Annotated in this window: 16 protein-coding genes; 5 read left to right on the forward strand and 11 right to left on the reverse strand. The window is 61.0% G+C overall.

Annotated features, from left to right (window positions below; genetic code table 11):
- Window positions 1-680: 680 nt before the first annotated feature.
- The 8 genes from A6A03_RS00410 to A6A03_RS00445 all read right to left on the reverse strand — a co-directional run bounded on the left by A6A03_RS00410 (window position 681) and on the right by A6A03_RS00445 (window position 13,048).
- Window positions 681-3,410, reverse strand: a complete 2,730-nt coding sequence (locus tag A6A03_RS00410; RefSeq protein WP_066782488.1) for a cation-translocating P-type ATPase — start codon at window positions 3,408-3,410, stop codon at window positions 681-683.
- Between the two features lie 318 nt (window positions 3,411-3,728).
- The gene (locus A6A03_RS00415; protein ID WP_066782490.1) at window positions 3,729-4,523 is read right to left on the reverse strand and encodes a CPBP family intramembrane glutamic endopeptidase; all 795 of its coding nucleotides are present in this window, start codon (window positions 4,521-4,523) and stop codon (window positions 3,729-3,731) included.
- A 651-nt stretch (window positions 4,524-5,174) separates the two neighbouring features.
- The gene (locus A6A03_RS00420) at window positions 5,175-6,575 is read right to left on the reverse strand and encodes a sensor histidine kinase (RefSeq protein WP_066782492.1); all 1,401 of its coding nucleotides are present in this window, start codon (window positions 6,573-6,575) and stop codon (window positions 5,175-5,177) included.
- Between the two features lie 40 nt (window positions 6,576-6,615).
- Window positions 6,616-7,320, reverse strand: coding sequence for a response regulator transcription factor (locus A6A03_RS00425; protein WP_066782494.1), 705 nt, complete (start codon window positions 7,318-7,320; stop codon window positions 6,616-6,618).
- A gap of 58 nt (window positions 7,321-7,378) precedes the next feature.
- Window positions 7,379-7,891 carry a hypothetical protein gene (locus A6A03_RS00430; protein ID WP_066782496.1) on the reverse strand — a complete coding sequence of 171 codons (513 nt, stop codon included), beginning with the start codon at window positions 7,889-7,891 and terminating at the stop codon, window positions 7,379-7,381.
- Between the two features lie 171 nt (window positions 7,892-8,062).
- The gene (locus tag A6A03_RS00435) at window positions 8,063-8,923 is read right to left on the reverse strand and encodes an MgtC/SapB family protein (RefSeq protein WP_066782500.1); all 861 of its coding nucleotides are present in this window, start codon (window positions 8,921-8,923) and stop codon (window positions 8,063-8,065) included.
- A 169-nt stretch (window positions 8,924-9,092) separates the two neighbouring features.
- Window positions 9,093-9,494, reverse strand: a complete 402-nt coding sequence (locus tag A6A03_RS00440; RefSeq protein ID WP_245668741.1) for a hypothetical protein — start codon at window positions 9,492-9,494, stop codon at window positions 9,093-9,095.
- 569 nt (window positions 9,495-10,063) lie between these two features.
- Complete coding sequence (locus tag A6A03_RS00445) at window positions 10,064-13,048, reverse strand: aminotransferase class III-fold pyridoxal phosphate-dependent enzyme (RefSeq protein ID WP_066782525.1); 2,985 nt, start codon at window positions 13,046-13,048, stop codon at window positions 10,064-10,066.
- 99 nt (window positions 13,049-13,147) lie between these two features.
- Here A6A03_RS00445 and A6A03_RS00450 point away from each other — a divergent pair, with 99 nt between their 5' ends.
- Together A6A03_RS00450 and rsmI are read left to right on the forward strand one after the other, a co-directional pair.
- Window positions 13,148-14,107 carry a GDP-mannose 4,6-dehydratase gene (locus A6A03_RS00450; RefSeq protein ID WP_066782502.1) on the forward strand — a complete coding sequence of 320 codons (960 nt, stop codon included), beginning with the start codon at window positions 13,148-13,150 and terminating at the stop codon, window positions 14,105-14,107.
- A 240-nt stretch (window positions 14,108-14,347) separates the two neighbouring features.
- Complete coding sequence (gene rsmI, locus A6A03_RS00455; RefSeq protein WP_066782504.1) at window positions 14,348-15,220, forward strand: 16S rRNA (cytidine(1402)-2'-O)-methyltransferase; 873 nt, start codon at window positions 14,348-14,350, stop codon at window positions 15,218-15,220.
- On the opposite strand, the gene A6A03_RS00460 is transcribed toward rsmI, so the two are convergent.
- Complete coding sequence (locus tag A6A03_RS00460; RefSeq protein ID WP_066782506.1) at window positions 15,181-15,900, reverse strand: hypothetical protein; 720 nt, start codon at window positions 15,898-15,900, stop codon at window positions 15,181-15,183. The genes rsmI and A6A03_RS00460 overlap by 40 nt on opposite strands.
- Window positions 15,901-15,998: 98 nt before the next feature.
- Window positions 15,999-16,388 carry a hypothetical protein gene (locus A6A03_RS00465; RefSeq protein WP_066782508.1) on the reverse strand — a complete coding sequence of 130 codons (390 nt, stop codon included), beginning with the start codon at window positions 16,386-16,388 and terminating at the stop codon, window positions 15,999-16,001.
- A gap of 180 nt (window positions 16,389-16,568) precedes the next feature.
- Here A6A03_RS00465 and A6A03_RS00470 point away from each other — a divergent pair, with 180 nt between their 5' ends.
- Together A6A03_RS00470 and A6A03_RS00475 are read left to right on the forward strand one after the other, a co-directional pair.
- A complete protein-coding gene (locus A6A03_RS00470) occupies window positions 16,569-17,510 on the forward strand; it encodes an MmyB family transcriptional regulator (RefSeq protein ID WP_066782510.1) in 942 nt (313 codons plus the stop codon).
- Between the two features lie 330 nt (window positions 17,511-17,840).
- Complete coding sequence (locus A6A03_RS00475) at window positions 17,841-18,173, forward strand: helix-turn-helix domain-containing protein (protein ID WP_066782512.1); 333 nt, start codon at window positions 17,841-17,843, stop codon at window positions 18,171-18,173.
- Between the two features lie 95 nt (window positions 18,174-18,268).
- Here A6A03_RS00475 and A6A03_RS00480 read toward each other — a convergent pair whose 3' ends face one another.
- Complete coding sequence (locus A6A03_RS00480) at window positions 18,269-19,336, reverse strand: glucose-1-phosphate thymidylyltransferase (RefSeq protein WP_066782513.1); 1,068 nt, start codon at window positions 19,334-19,336, stop codon at window positions 18,269-18,271.
- A gap of 178 nt (window positions 19,337-19,514) precedes the next feature.
- Here A6A03_RS00480 and A6A03_RS00485 point away from each other — a divergent pair.
- Window positions 19,515-20,173: dihydrodipicolinate synthase family protein (locus A6A03_RS00485; RefSeq protein WP_156525226.1), on the forward strand; the 659-nt coding region annotated here is incomplete at its 3' end.

Consider the following 20,173-nt stretch of genomic DNA (forward strand, 5'->3'; position numbering starts at 1 on the left):
TCGTTCCGCCCCGCACGGGGACATCCTGCCATCGTGCTACTCACGCTTGTCGGCGCGCATCTTATAGATCGCGAAAGACAATGATACCACGTACTTACGAAAAGATCAAGGAGATTTTGCAGCGAGTCCGAACCTTGTTGTAGGTAGTATACCATGAGTAGAGCGTGATTTGGCCCCACCCCCGGCCCATCCCACTGGCTAGGCCAAGGCAGTCAACGCAAAGACGCCAAGCAGGCAAAGGCGCAGAGGTTCAAACGCAAAGGCGCAAAGAGCGCAGAGGGTTTTGGGTACCCCTCCCCCGCTGGGATGTGGCCCCCACCCCTTGGTGGCAGCCACCAAGAGCCACCAAGAAGCACAAACATGGTTTGTGCTTCTTGCGTCTTTTCGTGGCTCTTCCCTCCCACCCAGCGGCTCCCCTTCTCCCGCCGGCAGGTGGGAGAAGGGGCAGGGGGATGAGGGCCAGCAGCCCGCGCAGCGGGCTTCGTAAGCCTAGCCCGGCCCTTCAGGGCCGGGTTTCCCCACGCCCCCACCCCTTGGTGGCAGCCACCAAGAGCCACCAAGAAGCACAAACCATGTTTGTGCTTCTTGCGTCTTTTCGTGGCTCTTCCCTCCCACCCAGCGGCTCCCCTTCTCCCGCCGGCAGGTGGGAGAAGGGGCAGGGGGATGAGGGTCGATCCCTCTCACGCAAACACCGGCTTGCGGCGACTGGCATATTGCCGGCGCAGCCACTTCTCAAGCTCGATGAGGAGATAACCCATAAACGCGATCGCAACAATCCGCCACCACGCATCGAGCGTGATCGGCGCGCTCTGCATAATCCGGTTCATCCACGGCAGATACGTGAAGGCCAGTTGCAAGAGGATCATCACTCCCACGCCAACAAACAGCCAGCGGTTGCTAAACACGCCGATCTGGAACATCGAATGGGTGAGCGAACGGCAGTTCAGCACGTAGAAGAGTTCAATCATCACGATCACGTTGACTGCCACCGTGCGCGCTTCGGCGAGGCCGGCGCCGGCCTGCAACTCCCATTCAAACAGCGAAAAGGCGCTGATGACGATCAGCAACCCAACCGCCAGCGTGCGCCAGAGCAAGGTGCTATCGAGGATCGGGGCGTCAACCTTGCGCGGCGGACGTTGCATGATCCCCGGTTCTTTGCGCTCGGCGGCCAACACAAGGCCCAACGCAGCAACGGTGGCCATGTTGACCCACAGGATTTGCACCGGCAAGACCGGCAAGACCGACCCGATCAGGATGGCGGCTAGAATGACTAACCCTTCGCCGACGTTGGTTGGCAGCGTCCACGCAATGATCTTGGTCAAGTTATCGAATACGCCGCGACCCTCCTCCACCGCGGCTTCGATGGTGGCGAAGTTGTCGTCAGTCAGCACCATATCCGCCGCCTCGCGGGCCACATCGGTGCCCATCAGACCCATCGCAATGCCAATGTCGGCCTGCTTGAGCGCCGGCGCGTCGTTGACGCCATCACCGGTCATCGCCACGATATGGCCGCGCGCTTGCAGCGCCTGCACCAGCCGTAGCTTCTGTTCGGGAGTCACGCGGGCAAAGACGGTCGTGTACTCAGCGGCAGCGCTGAGTTCCTCGTCCGTGAGGTTTTCAAGCTCGCGACCGGTGAGCACCGCTGGCCTGCGCCCTCGCTCTAGCCCGATCTGCTCGGCAATCGCCGCCGCGGTGAGGGCATGATCGCCGGTGATCATCTTGACCTTGATGCCAGCCTCTTGGCAGGCCCGCACGGCGGTGATCGCTTCGGGACGCGGCGGATCGACCATGCCTTGCAGGCCGAGGAAGGTCAACCCGCTCATCACATCGTGGTGAGAGATGGTAGTCGTGCCGGGGGGCAAATAACCGCGAGCAAACGCCAGCACGCGCAACCCCTGCCCGGCCAACGCCTCAGCCGCGCGTTGGATCGCGGCTGCATCGCACGGCGCCTGCTTGCCGGCAGCGTCGAGCATCGTCGCGCAGCGCGCCAAGACAGCCTCAACCGAACCTTTCAGGTAGACCACCCGCTCGCGATCGGGGCCGGCATCGTGGAGCGTCGCCATGTACTGATGTTCCGACTCAAAGGGGATGCTGTCGAGTCGCGGCAGCCAGTGCTCTTGGCGGATGCCGGCTTTGTATGCGGCAACTAACAGCGCGCCTTCGGTTGGATCGCCGTTCACATCCCAGCGCCCTGCTTCCTCAACCAGTTGGCTATCGTTGCAGAGCAGGCCGGCCCGCAGGCATTCCGCCAACGCCGGATGCGCCGCCACCGCCACCGGCGCACCGTGCAGCGTGATTTCGCCCTCCGGTTGGTAGCCTGAACCGGTGGTGGCAAACGATTCGCCGCCGGCCACAATCCGCTGCACGGTCATCTGGTTTTGGGTCAGCGTGCCAGTCTTATCCGAGCAGATCACGGTCGTGCTGCCCAGCGTCTCAACCGCTGGCAACTTGCGAATGATCGCTTGCCGGCGCGCCATGCGCACCACGCCGATCGCCAGCGTCACCGTGACCGCAGCAGGCAACCCTTCGGGGATCGCGCTGACCGCGAGTGCAATCGCGGCAATCAGCGAGTCGATCAACGGCTGGCCGCGCATAAAGCCAAGCACCATCGTCAAGGCGGCAAAGCCGAGGATGACGAAGAGCAAGAGCCGGCTGAACTCAGCGATCTTGCGGGTCAGCGGCGTTTGCAAATCGTGCGCACTGGCGATGAGCTGCGAGATGCGCCCTACTTCGGTCTGATTGCCAGTCGCAACCACAATCCCCATCCCTTGCCCGTATGTCACCAGCGTCGAGGCGTATGCCATCGTCACCCGGTCGGCCAACGCGGTATCGGGTTCGATGGCGGCGTGGGCATCTTTGCTCACCGGCACCGACTCGCCGGTCAGCGCCGCTTCGGCGATTTGCAGATCACGGGTGCGGATCAGACGCAGATCGGCAGGTACACGATCGCCGCTATGCAAGATCACCACATCGCCGGGAACCAGTTCGGCGGCAGAGATGCGCATCGTCTTGCCATCGCGCACCACTGTCGCTTCCATCTTCATCGCGCGGGCCAGCGCCTCGATCGCCTTTTCGGCCCGGCTCTCTTGGATATAGCCAAGAATGACGTTCACCAACACCGCGCCAAAGATAATCGCGGCGTCAACCGGGTCTTTGAGCAACAGCGTGATGAAGCTGGCAACCAACAAAATGTAGAGCAACGGATTATGAAACTGCAACAGGAAGCGCACCAGCGGGCTTTTGCCGCCTTTGGCGGTGATCACGTTCGGCCCGTACTGTTTGAGCCGGCGTGCTGCTTCGCTGGCGCTGAGACCGTGATGTTCATGGCTTCCCAGCGCTGCCGTCACATATTCTGGCGACTCGCTATGCCACAGTTGGTTGGCAGTGAATTGAGTTGGCGGAGTGGTCATAGGCCCTCCTTTCTATCGCTAGCAAGATGGTAGAGCAGGCAAGACCGGCCAATCGCTTCGCGGAAAGCGTTGGCGGAGGCTGCCCCAGCGCTAGGCACAGCACCGAAAGGGGAGGCAAGAAGGAGCTTGCTTTCAGTATACACCGCAATCTGATGCGGAATCATTGAGATTGCGTTGTAGATGGGCAACTGGGGAAGTATGCGGTGTGGCGATGCTCAATGGTGATGAAAGCGGTCGCCGATACGGCGGGTTATTACTCCGGAACACCCTGACCAAAGTGGAATGCGGCAGTTGGACTGCCGCACTCCACACGAGCGCTCACCCCTGCCAGCGCACCCGTTCGCGCCGCGCGAGCTGGGCCGGCCCCGTAGCGATGATGATGGCCAGTGCGATCAGGATTTGGGCCACGGCCAAGGCCGCAATCGACCCGCCGATCGCCGTTGCCGCCGTGTTGAACGCGACGTGAAACAGCGTTACCGGCAACAGACTACCGGCGGCGCTGTTGTAGAGCCACGTGTAGATCACCGCGCCGGCGATGGTGCCCGCTAACCACGGGAAAAATGGGTAATTCGCCATCGGATTGCCGATCCAGAAAAAGATCGGTAAATGCCATAGCCCCCACAACCCGCCCACGATCACGGTGGCTGCCAGCGCAGAGTAGCGTTGCTGCCAGTGCGGCAGGGCAAACCCGCGCCAACCCACCTCTTCCCACGGGTTAGCCAAGAGCGAGCTGATCAGGGCAGCGATCGCCGCCGCGACCCGTTCGCCCTGCGGCGCCGGCAGCTCATCCGGCCAACCCAACAGGGTGGCAAGCGCCTTGGCTAACCCGACGATCACCACTGGCCCGCCAACCGCCGCCAGATACCAGATTGGCGCCACCCGCCATCGGAGCAGCGCCGCAAACAGGGCATTGGCCCGATCCGGCCCATAGCTTGCCCGCGTCACCCAACCGGCGGCCAGCGCTGGCGCTACTGCGGGAAGGATCAGCAGCACCTGCCATCCCGGCGCCGTAAACGGCGCCACCCCGCGCGAACCTAGCGCCGCCGGGATCCAACCCAGCCACGCAAGGCCAAAGGCGAGCAGGTAAAAGCGGAGAAGAGGCGAGGTGGGCATAGGGCCTGTCGCTCAGCAATAAGACGCCGTTTCATGCCATCGCAGGCAATACTCTTGCTGTCATTGCGAGGGGGCGCAGCCCCCAAAGCAATCTCCCGCTTCGGCGTGAACAATCACTGGATGCAAATCACTCGCTCAAACCACGCCCCAAAGATACTTGAAAACTCCTTGGCTGGCAAACACCATTTGCGGCACAGTTGCGCTACGCTTGCACTCCCTATCAGGCATGCCTCGCGCTATCGCGGGAGATTGCTTCGCGCCGGGGCAGCGCTGCGCACGGCCCCGACGCTCGCAAGGACAGCGGAACGGTAAACAGTGTCATTGCGAGGGGGCGCAGCTCCCGAAGCAATCTCCTGCTTCGGCGAGAACGACCGCTGGAGGCAAAGTCATCGCGCACACGATACCCCAAAGATAAGCTATGCGGTCGCTCGGCATCCTGATCCGGCGCGATCAAGCACAGGTCAGCACACAATACCCCAACGATAAGCTATGCCGATCGCTCCCTATTAGGCATGTGTCGCGCTACAGTGGGAGATTGCTTCGCTTCGGGGCAGCGCCGCACGCTGCCCCTGCCGCTCGCAATGACAGAGGAAAGGAGATTGCTACGCGCGGCCCCGACGCTCGCAATGACAGCGGGCAACATAGACCGCATTAATGTTGCCCATTGACTATCGCCGGTTGGTGTACGATCATCACGGATGGCGTATCCACCCCCGCCGGCAGCCGAAAACTCACTGTCGTACCGCGCTCTAGCTCGCTTTCGGCCCAAATCTGGCCGCCATGAGCCTCAACCAAACGGCGGGCAATCGCCAAGCCCAAGCCGGCGCCGCCGCTGCTGCGCGTGCGCGCCCGATCGGCGCGGTAGAAGCGGTCGAAGATGTGCGGCAAGTCGGCGGGATCAATGCCGGGGCCGGTGTCGGCCACGCTGAAGACGATGCCATCCGGCTCGGCGGCAACGGTCACGCGCACCGCGCCGCCGGCGGGAGTGTGGCGCAGCGCGTTGCTGATCAAGTTGCCCAAAACCTGCGCAATCCGCTGCGGATCAACATCAATATCGGGCAACCCGGCGGCTGGTTCGGCAGTGAGTTGAATCGCGCGCTCGGCGGCGCTCTGCGCAAATGAACGCACCGCTTCGTTCACTAGCATCGCCGGCGCAACCGTTTCACGGTAGAGCGGCAATTGGCCAGCGTCGGCCAGCGCGAGCAGATGTAGATCGTTGATCAGCCGCTCAAGCAGGGCAACCTCAGATAGCAACGCTTCAATCTGCTCGGCGTCAGCCTCGTACACCCCGTCTTGAATCCCCTCGAGCCGGCCTTTAATAATCGACAGCGGCGTGCGCAGTTCGTGGGCCACATCGGCGGTGAGTTGGCGACGCTGCTGATCGGCCTGCTGCAAAGCGGCAGTCATGCGGTTGAAACTCTCAGCCAGTTCGGCCAATTCGCGCACATTCGCCGGTTGCACGCGGCTACTGTGGTCGCCATTGGCAATTGCTTGCGCAGCGGCGCTGATCTGGCGTAATGGCGCACTAATCCGGCGCGAGAAGATGGCCGCCATTACCAGCAAGATCGCCATCAACCCGGCGCCAGCTCCCAGCATCCCCCAGAGTAACGGGCGACGGTTGAGATCGCCTATCGGAAACGACTCGTCGGTATCCACCACCGAAAACACCAAGGTGCCGACTTGTTGATCGTTGACCACGATTGGAATGCGCCGCACCGCTTCGTTGCCGCGCGCGATGAAAGGCCGGCGACGTCCGGCAACCACGCGCCCATTAGCATCGAGCAGCGCAACGGCGCCTTTAATCTTGCCGAACCCCTGCGGCAATGGCCCTAATTGCCGTTCAACTCCACTCCATGAACCGGTCTGTTGATAGTACGCAGCTAATTGCATCGCCTGATTTCGCGCCGCCATTTCGGCTTCCATCCAGCGGATTTGATCTGGATCGTTCCAGCGTGTCACCAGCCAAAACGAGAGCACCATGCCGCTAATGCCCAGCACAATCACCAGCGCAAAGGCGGTGAGCATGAGATTAAAGAGGCGGGGCGGGCGCATACGTAACCTCGTAGAGAACGCAGCGCGTCTCGTCGCCGGCTTAGCGTTCCTCGTTCTCGGCGAACTTGTAACCAACGCCATAGACCGTCAAGATCAAACGCGGCGGTCCATTCGGATCAGGCTCGATCTTGCGGCGCAGATTTTTGATGTGGGCGTCGATCGTGCGGTCAAAACCGGTGTAATCGGTATCATACACCCGATCGAGCAGTTGGGCGCGGGTGAAGGGCCGGCCCGGCGCGCTAGCCAACACTGCCAGCAGATCGAATTCGGTCGCGGTGAGTTCGATCGTCTCGCCGTCGCGCCGCACCGTGCGCCGTTCAAGGTCGATCACCAACCCGCCAGTTTGGATGACATTGACCGGCTGCAATGCGCCTTCGCTCCGGCGCAGCACCGCGCGCACCCGCGCCACCAGCTCACGCGGACTGAAGGGTTTGGTGATGTAGTCGTCAGCGCCAAGTTCGAGTCCAATCAGCCGATCGGTCTCTTCGACCCGCGCCGTGAGCATAATGATCGGCAACCGCGCTGTGAGCGGGTCTTGGCGCAAGGTGCGCGTGACATCAAGCCCGTCCATACCGGGCAACATCAGGTCAAGCACGATCAACGCCGGACGCTCTTGGCGAGCCAACCGCAACGCAGTTGGCCCGTCACCGGCGCTGATCACCTGAAACCCGGCCCGTTCGAGGTAATCGCGAGCGATTTTGACAATACCGGGTTCATCATCAACCACCAAAATCGTGCGTGCCATAGGCTTGTCCGGGTTGCCATACGGTAGGGCCGCACGAACGTGCGGCTCCACCCATTAGCTATTCGACACGCGGGTCGTGCCCGGCGGGGGTCAACGGCGGCGCGGGGGGCGTGCCCGGCGGGGTAGCCGCTGGCGGCCGGTTTTGGCGTTGGCGGAAGATGCGGATGCCAAGCCAGATCAGCAAAGCCAACGCCGCCAATTTGAGCAGGATGTCAACCAGACTGAGCAAGCCGCCGAACCACCCTCTACTATCCATCATACTGGGCATTTGGTAGCCCATACCGGGCATCATCTGGCCGCGCTCTCCCCAATTACGCCAGCCGGGAGGCGTAAATTGGCCGCGCTCTCCCCAATTACGCCAGCCGGGAGGCGTGAATTGGTCATGTTTCCCGCGCTCCTTCCAGTCGGGCGGGGGGTTGGGAACCGCCTGCTGGTTTGACCACCCTGGCATTGCCCACGCCGTCCACATAGCACGCCAGCTCATCGCCATACTGCCTAGTGCAACGACCAGCGCCACCAGCGAGATGCCGAGCGCCAGCCATGCCGGCCAGTTTACTCGTCGTTGTTCCATACGCTTCACTCCTGAGATTGTGACTGGGTTGTATGATACCAGTTTCACCATCAAGATAGCCGGCAATTGTGAAGATGCTATGAAGCGTTGGTGGAGACTTTTGTGACGCCGGCAGCCATTTATGGCGTGCGGCAGTTGCACTGCCGCACGTCACATACGCTTGCACTATCCCTACCGCTGTTTGGCCGCGTCAGGTGATGTTTTCGGCTGCGGTTCGGCCTCTTGCAAATCTTGCAAAACATTTGGGTTGCTCAAGTTGAGCGGCACGACCGGCTCGTCAGTCTCGGCCTCTTCGCCCTCAGTCGCTTCCGCCGGCTCGTCCAGCGGGGCAACGGCAGTTTCAACCTGCGCAACATACTTTTTCAAGGTGAGCAGTTGGCGCGCAAGCAATGGCGCTTGATCGGCGCTGAGTGCGCGCACCAGTTCAACTTCGAGCAACGCAGCCGAACCGGCGCCGGGCAGCACCGTGGCCCGCTTGACCGGAGCGCCAAGACGCGCCAGCGCATCGAGCGCCTTCCCCACCGATCTGCCGTCGTCGTGCAGGTGAATGCGCAAATGGCTGACCGGCCCGCCAAAATTCAAGCGCCGTTCGAGCCACTCAAGCACAATGAGCGTGAAGAGAAACAGCAAGGCGGCGACCACCGCTAACCATCCCAACCCAGTTGCTACAGTGACGCCAATCCCGGCGGATCCCCACAGCGTCGCGGCGGTGGTCAGGCCGCGCACGTTCGTACCGTGGCGCAAAATAGCTCCCGCACCCATAAAACCGATCCCGGAAACAACATAGCTGGCGACTCGCAGCGCATCGCGATCACCGGTCAGTTCAGTAAATCCGTATGCGCCTGCCATGGTGACGAGGCAAGCGCCAACCCCAACTAAAATATGCGGACGAAAACCGCTGGCCCGTTCATGGGTTGAGCGTTCTAACCCGATCAACCCGCAGAGGATCAGGGTGAGGATTAATCTCCCAACGACATTCAGATCGATCGGCCCCATGATCCGCATCAGCTCAACGCTGATCTCTTGCAGCATGGCATCGCTCCTGTGATTTCGTAACCGGAAAGCCGCCCCGTCTAAGCGTACCACATGCAGAAACGCATCCAGCACATAAGGCACAAATCGCAGCCTTTGGTATGGAGTGCGGTAGTCAAACTACCGCACTCCATATCTCTAGCGTTATGCCGGGTTGGTGTGTCCGTAGTTATCGCGCTCTCTCGCGGTGCGACGGCAATGCCGCCGCTAGCAGCGCAGCTTCCCGCACCGCTTTCGTATCGCACCGTTCAATCCATGTGATCCAGCGCATGGCGAGATCAAGGCCACAGTGCGGCAACAACCAGAGCCACAACCGATCGAGCAGGCTTACCTGCACCAGCGGAGCCGCATGCAGGCGACGCAAGGTGCGCGCATAGCGCTGTTGGTGGTTCGCCTCGGCAGCAGCGAGATTGAGCAGAATCTGCTCGTGCTGTTCGGTGGGCGCTTGCGCGGCGAGCCGCCGGTACAGTTGCACAATCAGCTCGTGACGCTGGCATGCGCGCTGCAAGGCATGGATAAAGCGGCGGCGCCGTTCGGCCCGATTGAGCATCGGCTCGGTAATGCGCAGCATAGGCAGCTCCTTTCCCTTGGCAGCTTGTATCGCGATATTATTCGCAACCGTAACCGGTGTTGCGACAAAATGATCTCTTTTGCAGATCGAAACATGACGAATCTGCACTCAACTAGCAGGTTTATGAGTTATGACGCGAGGGAAGCACTCAAAATGGTGAGGGGGCATCAAAGAGAGAAATACATTCCCCCGCCAGCTTCTTCACCGGCGGGGTTGATCGATCTGAACTGCAATGCAGGTCAAAGCGCACCCTGCAACGAAGAAGAAGCCACGACCATGATTGAGTGCCGCCTATGACTGCTATCCATGGCTTCTCCTCCGCTTATCAGACTTGATTGCTCGCTTTGTCGTACTGCAAACGGCATTTTGGCGCACTAACTGGCACTAAGCGGCGGCTGGCGTGGGTGCAACACGCGCAGCCCTTTGCACAATACGGTCACGAACCCTAGGCGAGTATACCTGATCGGTTGAAATTTTGTCAATACCAAAATATCTTTCTTGCCATCCCTATTTTTGATAGTTTGGCCGGTTATGAGAGGCCGATCAAGTACGCTTGCCTCACCTCCGCTTCACCCTTGCCGCGCGAGAAAACTCTCGCTGAGAATGGCATCGCACCGGTCGAGAAACACCTCGAGCGCGGCGCGGTCAAAGGTCAGCGGCGGGCGGATTTTCAACACGTTGTCAAATGGGCCTTCAGTGCCGATCAAGACTCGTTCGGCGCGCAGGCGCTCTTTGAGATAACTGGCCGCCGCGGTGGCCGGCGCGCGCGTGGCCCGATCCGTCACTAATTCCACGCCAATAAATAATCCCATTCCCCGTACATCGCCAATGATGGCATGGCGTTGTTGCAGGTCGCGCAATCCGGCCAACAGCTCGCCGCCGATCTGGGCCGCGTGGGCCATCAAGCCTTCTTCGTCAATGATCCGCAGCACTTCGCGCCCAATCACGCACGACAGCGTGCTGCCGCCAAAGGTCGAGAAAAACTCGATCCCGTTGTCGAAGGCGCGGGCAATCTCGGCGGTGGTGATCACCGCGCCAATCGGGTGGCCGTTGCCCAGCGGTTTGCCCAGCACCACGATGTCGGGCACAACACCTTGGGTCTCAAAGGCCCAGTAGTGCGTCCCCAACCGGCCCAAGCCAGTCTGCACTTCGTCGGCGATACAGACGCCGCCGGCGGCGCGGATGCGGCGGTAGACCGCGGCCAGATAGCCGGGGGGCGGAATAATTTGCCCGGCCACGCTAGGAAAGGTCTCGGCAATGAAGCCGGCCAGCCTCCCGCCGCGAGCGGCGATCCGTTCGAGCGCCGCGTCGATGGCCGTCGCGTACCGTTCGCCGTCATTGCCGTATGGCCCGCGATAGGGATCGGGCGCCAGCACGACTTGCACCCAATCGGGTTTGCCGCTGCCGGCGGGATGGTTAAACTTGTAGGCCGAGATGTCGATCGCGCCAGTAGTGTGGCCGTGGTAGCCGTGGTCGATGGTGATCATATCGCGTCCGCCGGTAGCGGCCCGCGCCAGCCGCAACGCCAGCTCGTTGGCTTCTGAGCCGGAATTGACGAAGAAGCAGACGCTCAATGAGGGCGGCAGCTTGGCCAAGAGTTCGTGGGCAAAGGCGATCTGGGCCGGGTGCAGATAGCGCGTATTCGTGTTGAGCATGCGCAACTGCTGCGCGGCAACGGCTTGCAGGCGCGGGTGCGCATGCCCGACGTGCGGCACGTTGTTGTAAGCGTCGAGGTATGCCCTCCCCCATTCGTCGAACAGGTAGTGGCGCCAGCCGCGCAACAACGTACACGGCTCGGCGTAGCTGAGCCGCAGGTTGCCGGCGAAATGGCGGCGGCGCTCGCACAGCAGGCCGGCAGGATCGAGTGGGCGGTAGGCCGCCGCGGCGTCGGGCAAATTGAGCAGCGCCGCTGGATTGGGGCAAACTGCCTGCCACCAGTCCCCTTCTTCAGGGGCGGCCACGCTGGGCCAGTGGCCAGCCAGCGCGCTGGCGTGCAAGAGCAGTTGGAAATGGAGGTGGGGCTGCCAGCCGCCGTTGTCGGCCATACTGCCGAGCGCGGCGAAGAGTTGGCCGGCGGCGAGCGGTTGGCCAACCGCTAACTTGCCTATGCAGATCGGGTCAAGATGGCCGTAAAGCGTGTAGAACGGATCGCCTGCCGGCGTCTGATGCTGCAATACCACCATCCCGCCGTAGTCGAGCGGCGCTGAGAAGTTCTCGATCGCGACCACCACCCCATCGAGCGGCGCGTAGACCGGCGTGCCGGGAGACGCAAACAGATCGACGCCGAGGTGAATCGTGCGCCGTTCGGCCAGCGGTGATGATCCGGCAAAAAACACTGGCGCAGTGTAGATCAGGCGTGGTTCACCGTAACGGCCAATACAAACTTCAGCTTGGGCTGGGCCGGCCAGCACGGCTGCCTCTGCCTCGGTTAGTCCAAACGGGTCTTGCGGCAGCGGCGTCTCGCCGGCAGCCACACTCACCACCGGCGCGTTGGCCAGATCGCGACCGAGCACCGGCGCAAAGCGGCCACGCTGGGTATCTAGCCACGCCATCACCCGCGCTGCGGCGTCGCTGATCGGCAGGCCGCAGACAGCGCGCAAACGGGCCGCGGCGATGGCCGGATCAATGGTCGCAGTGGCCGCTAACATCCGCCACGCCGGCGCTTCCGAAACCGTCACATACGGATCATCAGGCCGCTGCTGCTTCATCAGCGCCGCATTCACCACGCTCACCGCCAGCCGGGTGCGCACCAGCGGCCAGATCAGATCGATTTCGGCGGCGCTGAGCGGCCAGACTGCGTGATAGCCGGCGACCAGCTCCCCCAATGCGCGCAGCGGGTCGGGTTGGTTGAGCATCGCATACGCCGCGGCGATCGCCACTTCGCAGACGCGCGGCGCGGCGCAGAGATCGCCAAAATCGAGCAGACCGCTGATGGTGAATTGGCCGCGCGCATCTGCCGTCACCAGCAGGTTGTAGTCATTGAGGTCGTTGTGGATCGGTATACGCGGCAGGGCGAGCAACGCCGGGTGAAGCTGCGCATACGCGGCCAGCGCCTCGGCGGCAAGCTGGCGCTGGCCGGCATCGGCAATCGCTGGCAACTCCGCCATTGCCCACTCTGCTTGCAACAAATTCCACTTCAGCGGGCGATCGAGCATCGGGTGGGCAAAACCGGCCAGCGCCTGATCGAGCCGGGCGGCTTGCCGGCCAAGTTCGGCCCGCAACGCCGCAGGGTGCGGGCGAAAGGTGGCGAACAGCTCACCCGGCAGGGCCGTAATCAACCAGAGCAGCCGGCCAGCCTCGGCCACAAACGGTTCGCCGTTGGCGGCTCGCACCAAACGCGGCGCCGGCAGATCAGGCGCGACCGCGGCCACATGCTCTAACGCCGCGCATTGCATCGCTACCAGCGCCGGATCGCAATGCGGTCGCATCACTTTTAGCACATACTGCGCGCCGTCAGTGGCAGTGACAAGGAAGTTAAGATCATATTCGCCCGGCAATGGCGCTAAGGCGCCGTGAAGGTCGTAATGGCGAGCGAGGGCGGTTTGCCATGGCATAATGCGTGCTCCGTCATCATCAATCACAACGCGATCATACCACAGTCGCGCCGAGCCAAACGTGGTATGATAAGCGGCGATAACGAACACGGAGGCGTTATGCGCGTCTTTATCACCGGCATTACTGGCCCGGTCGGCAGCTTTCTGGCCGATTACCTGCTGACCATCCCCAGCCTCGACATTCACGCATTCAAACGCTGGCGCAGCGATCCGCGCCCGATCGAGCACCTGTTGGGTAAGATCACCATCCACGAAGGCGATATCGAAGACGCCTTCGCCGTTGATCGCGCCATCGCCGCTGCCCGACCCGACCGCATCTTCCACCTTGCCGCGCAAAGTTACCCCAGCGCCTCGTGGGATGCACCGATCGTGACCATGCGGGCCAATGTCGAAGGCACGATCAACCTGCTCGAAGCGGCCCGCCGCCACGTGCCATATGCCCGCATCCACATCGCCGGCACCAGCGCCGAATATGGGCCGGTGCGCCCGGAAGATGTGCCCATCCGCGAAGATCACCCGCTCCGCCCGGCCAGCCCCTACGGTGTGAGCAAAGTCGCCGCCGAGCTGAGCGGGTTGCAATATCACGCCAGCTACGGCTTGCACGTCGTCGTCACCCGCTCGTTCAACCACGTCGGGCCGCGCCAAGGCGACCGCTGCTCGATCCAGACCTTCTGCCGCCAGATGGCCTTGATCGAAGCGGGCCGGCAACCGCCGGTGATATACGTGGGCAATCTGGCGCCGAAACGCGACTTCAGCCACACCCGCGACGTGGCCCGCGCCCTCTGGCTACTGCTCGAACACGGCGTCCCCGGCGAGGTGTATAACCTCTGTTCCGGCCACGCGGTGCGGATCGGCGATATTGTCGATATGGTGGTTGCAATGGGGCGCGTGCCGGCGAAGGTACAGGTCGATCCCGCCCGCCTGCGCCCGGTCGATGAGCCGATTTTACAAGGCGACAACAGCAAACTGCGCGCAGCCACCGGCTGGCAGCCCGAAATTGGCATTGAACAGATCGTGGCCGAGGTCTTGGATTATTGGCGGCAGCAATTCGGCATATAATCGTTTGATGACCTCGGCGGTAAAAACCCGAGGGCCTTATCGCGGACGCAGAGAACATGCTACTCTCCCCTCTGCGCCCTCCGCGCCCCTGCGGTAAAAACCCGAGGGCCTTCTTGCGGACGCAGAACACAATGCACCATCTGCGGTAAAATACGACGGGTATTCTCGCGAGCATTGGCGCGCTCTTTCCCCCCTCTGCGTCCTCTGCGCCCGCTGTGGTAAAAATACGAGAGCACTATCATGGGCACGTTATATCTCGTCGCCACCCCGATCGGCAATCTCGAAGACATCACCTTGCGCGCGCTGCGCGTGCTGCGCGAAGCGCGGCTGATCGCCGCCGAAGACACCCGCCATACCCGCATTTTGCTCGACCACTACCAAATCACGACACCATGCATCTCGTACCACGAACACAACAAACTGGCCCGGCGCGCCGAGATCCTAGCCGCATTGCAAACCGGTGACGTAGCGCTAGTCTCAGATGCTGGCACACCCGCGATCGCCGACCCCGGCCTCGAGCTGGTGCAGGCATGTCTAGCAGAGGGGCACACCGTGACTCCCATCCCCGGCCCTAGCGCGCCACTGGCAGCGCTAGTTGCGTCGGGGATGGACACCAGCCGCTTTGCTTTCATCGGCTTCCTGCCCCGCCAACCGCGCGAGCGCCGCGAATTGCTGAGCGCGATCGTCGATCTGACGCTAACCGTCATCTGCTTCGAGACGCCGCACCGCTTGCTGGAGGCGCTTCGCGACATCGCCACAACGCTCGGCGAGCGCCAACTAGCCGTCGCCAACGACCTCACCAAACGCTTCGAGGCGATTGCGCGCGGTACCGCGACCGAGCTAATCGACCACTTTACCAGCCACCCGCCCCGCGGCGAATTCACCATCGTCATTGCCGGGGCCGAGCCGGGCAGCGAGCGCAAACGCGACCGCCAGCGTCTCCGCGCCCAACCAGCCAGCGCTACCCCTGAAACCATCGCCTCCCACTTACACCAACTCGCCGCCCAAGGCATCACCGGCAGCGCCGCCGTGCGCCGCGCCGCCCAAGAACTGGGAGCGCCCAAAAATACCGTCTACGACGTCTGGCGCGAACTGTTTGGCAAATCATCATAACCGCGCAACAACGCCAATGCCGCCCGCGCCCGTTTGCCATGCTCATCTGACGAACGGCCATCGGTCGCCCACTGTTCGAGCAAGCCTAACGCGCTGTCATAATCCGCCCCGGTCAAGCAACCGCGCCGGCAGCGCTCGCTGATATATTCAACTATCAGCTTGCGCGATTTCCAGTATTTCGATCCGGCAAACGCCGGCAAGAGACGCATCGTATCGGGCCAGTTGTATGTAGGATCAGGCACTATCAGCGCCTCAATCGCCCGCAAGCGGATCAACCAGTAACCGTGGTTCGCAACATTAGGGATAGCAAGGCACGCCGGCGCTATCCGCTGCGCCCGCACCAGATCGCCGGCCAGCTTCACTGCATACAGCACGACATCTTGGGGCGAGCCGTTAAGGACGTACAAGAGTTCATCTTCTGCAATCGACGCCTGATACTCCCGCACCATCCGTAACGTAAACTTACGCACACTAGCATCGAAATCGCGCAACAACTCGCTCCACACCTCGGCTCGCCATTGCGCCGGCGGCACCGCCCGTACATACACTTCCAGCGCTATCATGCGCAGTTGCGCGTATTCTTTGCGCTCGCGCATAAATGTGATCAGCGTGTCGGGAGTATGCTGCCCGGCGCCATACCCCACCCGTGCAACGAGATCGGCAATCTGCTGCGTACTCAAATCATTACGGAGCCGATCAATCTTCGATTGCGGATAAGGAATGATCTCGTAGCCGCGAATAAGCTCGATTTCTTGGTATTCAGCCGGCGTAAAATCTGCTACTCCCTCTCGTCCAAGCTGTGACGAGGGCGCATGCGGCTATCTAACCTGCCCCAGATCAACAATTGGCGCACAATCCGCTTCACATCCGCCGGCAGCAGCGGTTCTTTGCCGTGAAGTTTACGGCTGAGGGTCGCATTCGACAACCCTATCGCCTCGGCCAGTTCGGCCAGCGTATGATAGCGATGGCCATGCTGACGCTCGTTCGAGAGCGTCGTTTTCAACTGCGTTTTCCCCAACTCGGTAAACGCTGCCCGCCGATCGGCTGACAACTGGCCCGGCTGTCGTTCAGCACACCATTGCTCGTAGCAACGGCGTAACGCATTGACCTCGGCGCGCAATTGCTCGATTTCGCGACGTAAGGCATGGAGTTCAGCGTCGAGATTCATAAAACTGAAGACCGCAAAACAATCGCAAAAAAGCTCAAAGATTTTGGTTGTTCCATGCGCTATAGTATAGGCATGAAGAAGGAATCGAACAAGCTATGCGATTGAATAGCGCCTAGAGTGTTGTTTTGAGATGTTCTTCGCTCACCGCAAGGAAACTGGCGATAGCCGTCTAGAGGAAGTATGAACCGCCAACGCCGCCCGCATCCCGACTGCCAAGCATTTGTCGAGACGGTCGACGAATTACGCCAGCGCCGGCGTAATGAACTGATCCGCCCGCAACGCTCGTCGAGCGACGGGCGCGAGGTACCCAAGACCTTCACCTACACCCAATTCCGCGAAGTCTATTCGTCGTACCCGGCTCTGCGGTCGGGGAAATTAAAGAAACCGCCATCACGCGATATTGTGATGGCGATTGCCGATTACTTAGAATGCGATCTTGCTGAACGCAACCGGCTGCTGATCAGCGCCCATCATTACCCCATCCAACCGTACCGGTCAGGCGAGACATTAGCAACCTTCGTGCGGGTGGCCCGCGAGATTATGCAGTTCGTTCCGCTGCCGGCCTACATTATCAACCGCGATTGGGATGTGCTCGATGTGAACGAGCATTTGCTCGCTTTAGCGGGTATCACGCGCACAGAGTATGAGGCTATTCCGGTTGAAATGCGCAACGTGATTCAGATGATCTTCGATCCGCGTTCACCGGTATATCCCCTGCTCTACCTTGATCATGAGCAATGGCGTCGTTTCGCCCAGCGAAACATCTACGGCTTCAAGGTGCAAAACGCCTATTGTGAACGCGAGCCATGGTATATCGAGCGCGTAGCGCGCTGGCGCGAATTACCCTATTTCAGCGAACTGTGGGAAAACACTCCGATCGATGCGTACACGGCTTCCACGAGCGACGCCGCGCCGCCATTCTATCGCTCGACCATACGCTCAGCAACCGGGCAGATCATCAACTTCCGCTCGTTGTTTATCACCCTCAGCGATGAGCTCTATCCGCAGGTCGTGGCGTGGATGCCGGTCGATCACGCCAGCCGTGCGGCGATGATCGACCTTGGCATTCCCATCCCGCCGGGATGGATGCCGGGAGAGAATGGAGCGGAAGCTGGCGGCTAGTTAGCCAGCGATGCAATCCAAGCAATCACCTCCCGCGCTCACCAGCGATAGTCGCGCCGCATAGCGAGTGCGGTGCGCTGCCCCGCTGTGGCATAGCGCCCACTCCCAGCATGCGGCGCTTGCCATCACTGTCTCCTCGGCAAGGTAAGTTCGCGCGCAAATCTCACTGCTCAACGGCATCTGCCCTGCATGCTGACGTTGCGACATTGTCCGCTAATCGCTGCCAAATTCGGCCATTGGTTGCATTCCTTGGAGTGAGCCAACCAAAACTAGCCTCAGCGCAAGGGTACGGCTGCTCATCGGCCCGAGCGAACGCCCAAGGAGACCACAATGAACCCTTCAGACTACTTTCTGGCCTCGATTGACGATCTGCGCTTGCGCGCCGCCGTGCAACGAATCGCACCTCGGTTCGACCGTCTGCCGCGCCACTTGCGCGAAATAGCTTTGCAGCTTCACTTCACGCCCGACCATCTTGCCCGCCACTGCCATTTGAGCGAGAGCACCGTGCGCAAATATATCGATAACTTCTACAAGGCGCTCGATGTGCGCAACGACATCGATGCGAAAGTGTTTGATCGCACGACCGTCATCTGCTTCGCCGCCCAGTATTGGCGCATGCGCCGCCAAGAAGCTCAGCACGATGCTGATGCGACGGGATGGTAGGGGTACAGCGTGCTGTCCCTCATAGTGTCCCATTTACAGTATACTATGGGACACCTTGATGCAGCGGGATGGTAGGGGGACAGCATGCTGTCCCCCTACAACACCCCTACCGAACTATTATCACCCAACATCAACCGGTACGCCTTGGGCCGTAACGGACTGCGCCCGATCTCCACATTCCGCCCGATCAGGCTATCTTCCAAACGGTGGGGCAAACCGCGGATGGTGCAGTATTCCAGCACAATGCTATGCTCAATCTCGCACTCTTCGATATGGCAGTGATGGTAGATCGAGGTAAACGGCCCCACATACGCATTCACAATCCGCGTATGCTCGCCGATAATCGCCGGCCCGCGAATCGTGCTGTTGATGATCTCGGCCCCCGGCTCGATAATCACCTTGCCGATCAACTGCGAATCGCGATCGACATACCCCTGCACCGACGGCTCCATCTCTTCGAGCACCAGCCGGTTGGCTTCGAGCATATCGTCCTTCTTGCCGGTATCGATCCACCACCCTTCATGAACGTAGGGGTAGACGTGGTAGCCATTGCTCACCAGCCACTGGATGGCATCGGTAATCTCCAGTTCGCCGCGCGCCGAGGGCCGGATCGCTTCGACCGCCTCGAAGACGTGGTGATCGAACATGTAAATCCCGACCAGCGCCAGATCCGACTTCGGTTCGCGCGGTTTCTCAACCAGCCGGATCACCCGCCCATCGTCATCGAGTTCGGCGACACCGAACGAGCGCGGATCGGCCACTTTCTTCAACACAATCTGCGCGTTGTAGTCACTCCGCCCAAACTGCTCGATCAGCGGGCTGATCCCGCCTTGAATGCAGTTATCGCCTAAAAACATCACAAACCGGTCATCGCCGAGAAAATCGCGGCTAATCTTGACCGCATGCGCCAATCCCAGCGGCGCTTCTTGCGGGATGTAGGTAATCTTCACCCCCCACCGCCGGCCATTACCGACCGCTGCCCGAATCTCGTCACCGGTATCGCCGATCACAATGCCGATGTCGGTGATGCCGGCATCGCGGATCGCTTCGATCACCCGGAAGAGAACCGGCTTATTCGCTACCGGTACTAGTTGCTTGGCGCTAGTATACGTAATCGGACGGAGCCGGGTTCCTTTGCCGCCGCTCAGCACAAGACCTTTCATAACCGCCTTCTTCACTGGTATAAGCTTGCTTGCCGCCGATAGATTCTACACCATGTGGCGCGTTGTAGGGTTGTAGGGATACAGCGCTGCTGTATCCCTACAACGCATATCTTGTTTACGCAAAATGATATTGGTGGTAGATTCTACCAAATGCAATGATCAGGGAGGAGGAACTGCCATGGCAGAGATTCGGGGCATTATTAGCGCGATGCTCACCCCCTTTACCAGTGATGTCGGCCCGGTCGATTATGAATGGCTGCCGGGATATTTGCAATTTCTGGCCGATGGTGGCCTACATGGCGTGCTTGCGCTCGGCACCACCGGCGAGGGGCCATCAATGAGCGTCGCCGAGCGGATCCGCACCTTGGAAATCATTCTCCAGCATCGCGGCGAGCTGAGCGTGATCGCCGGCACCGGCTGCGCGGCGCTGACCGATACGATTACGCTGAGCCGGGCGGCCATTGAGCTAGGGGTTGATGCTATTCTGGTAATGCCGCCGTTCTATATCAAACAACCGAGCGAGACCGGTATCTTGGCCTATTTTCGCGCCCTCTGCGACGCATTGCCGGCTGAAGCGCGGGTGATGCTCTACCACATCCCGCAAGTGACCGGCGTGCCGATTACCACCACGATCATCGATGGCCTGCTCGATAGCCATCCCGGCCAGTTCTTCGGCCTCAAAGACAGTAGCGGCGATTGGGAACACTCCAAGATGCTGATCGACCGCTACCCGCAATTGCGTATCTTTACCGGCAGCGACCGCCTCAATCGCCCGCCGCCGCACCTCAAGCGGCTGCTCAGGATCATCGGCAGCGTCGAGCAACGCCGTGTGCAGCC

The organism is Chloroflexus islandicus (assembly GCF_001650695.1).
Lineage (GTDB): Bacteria > Chloroflexota > Chloroflexia > Chloroflexales > Chloroflexaceae > Chloroflexus > Chloroflexus islandicus.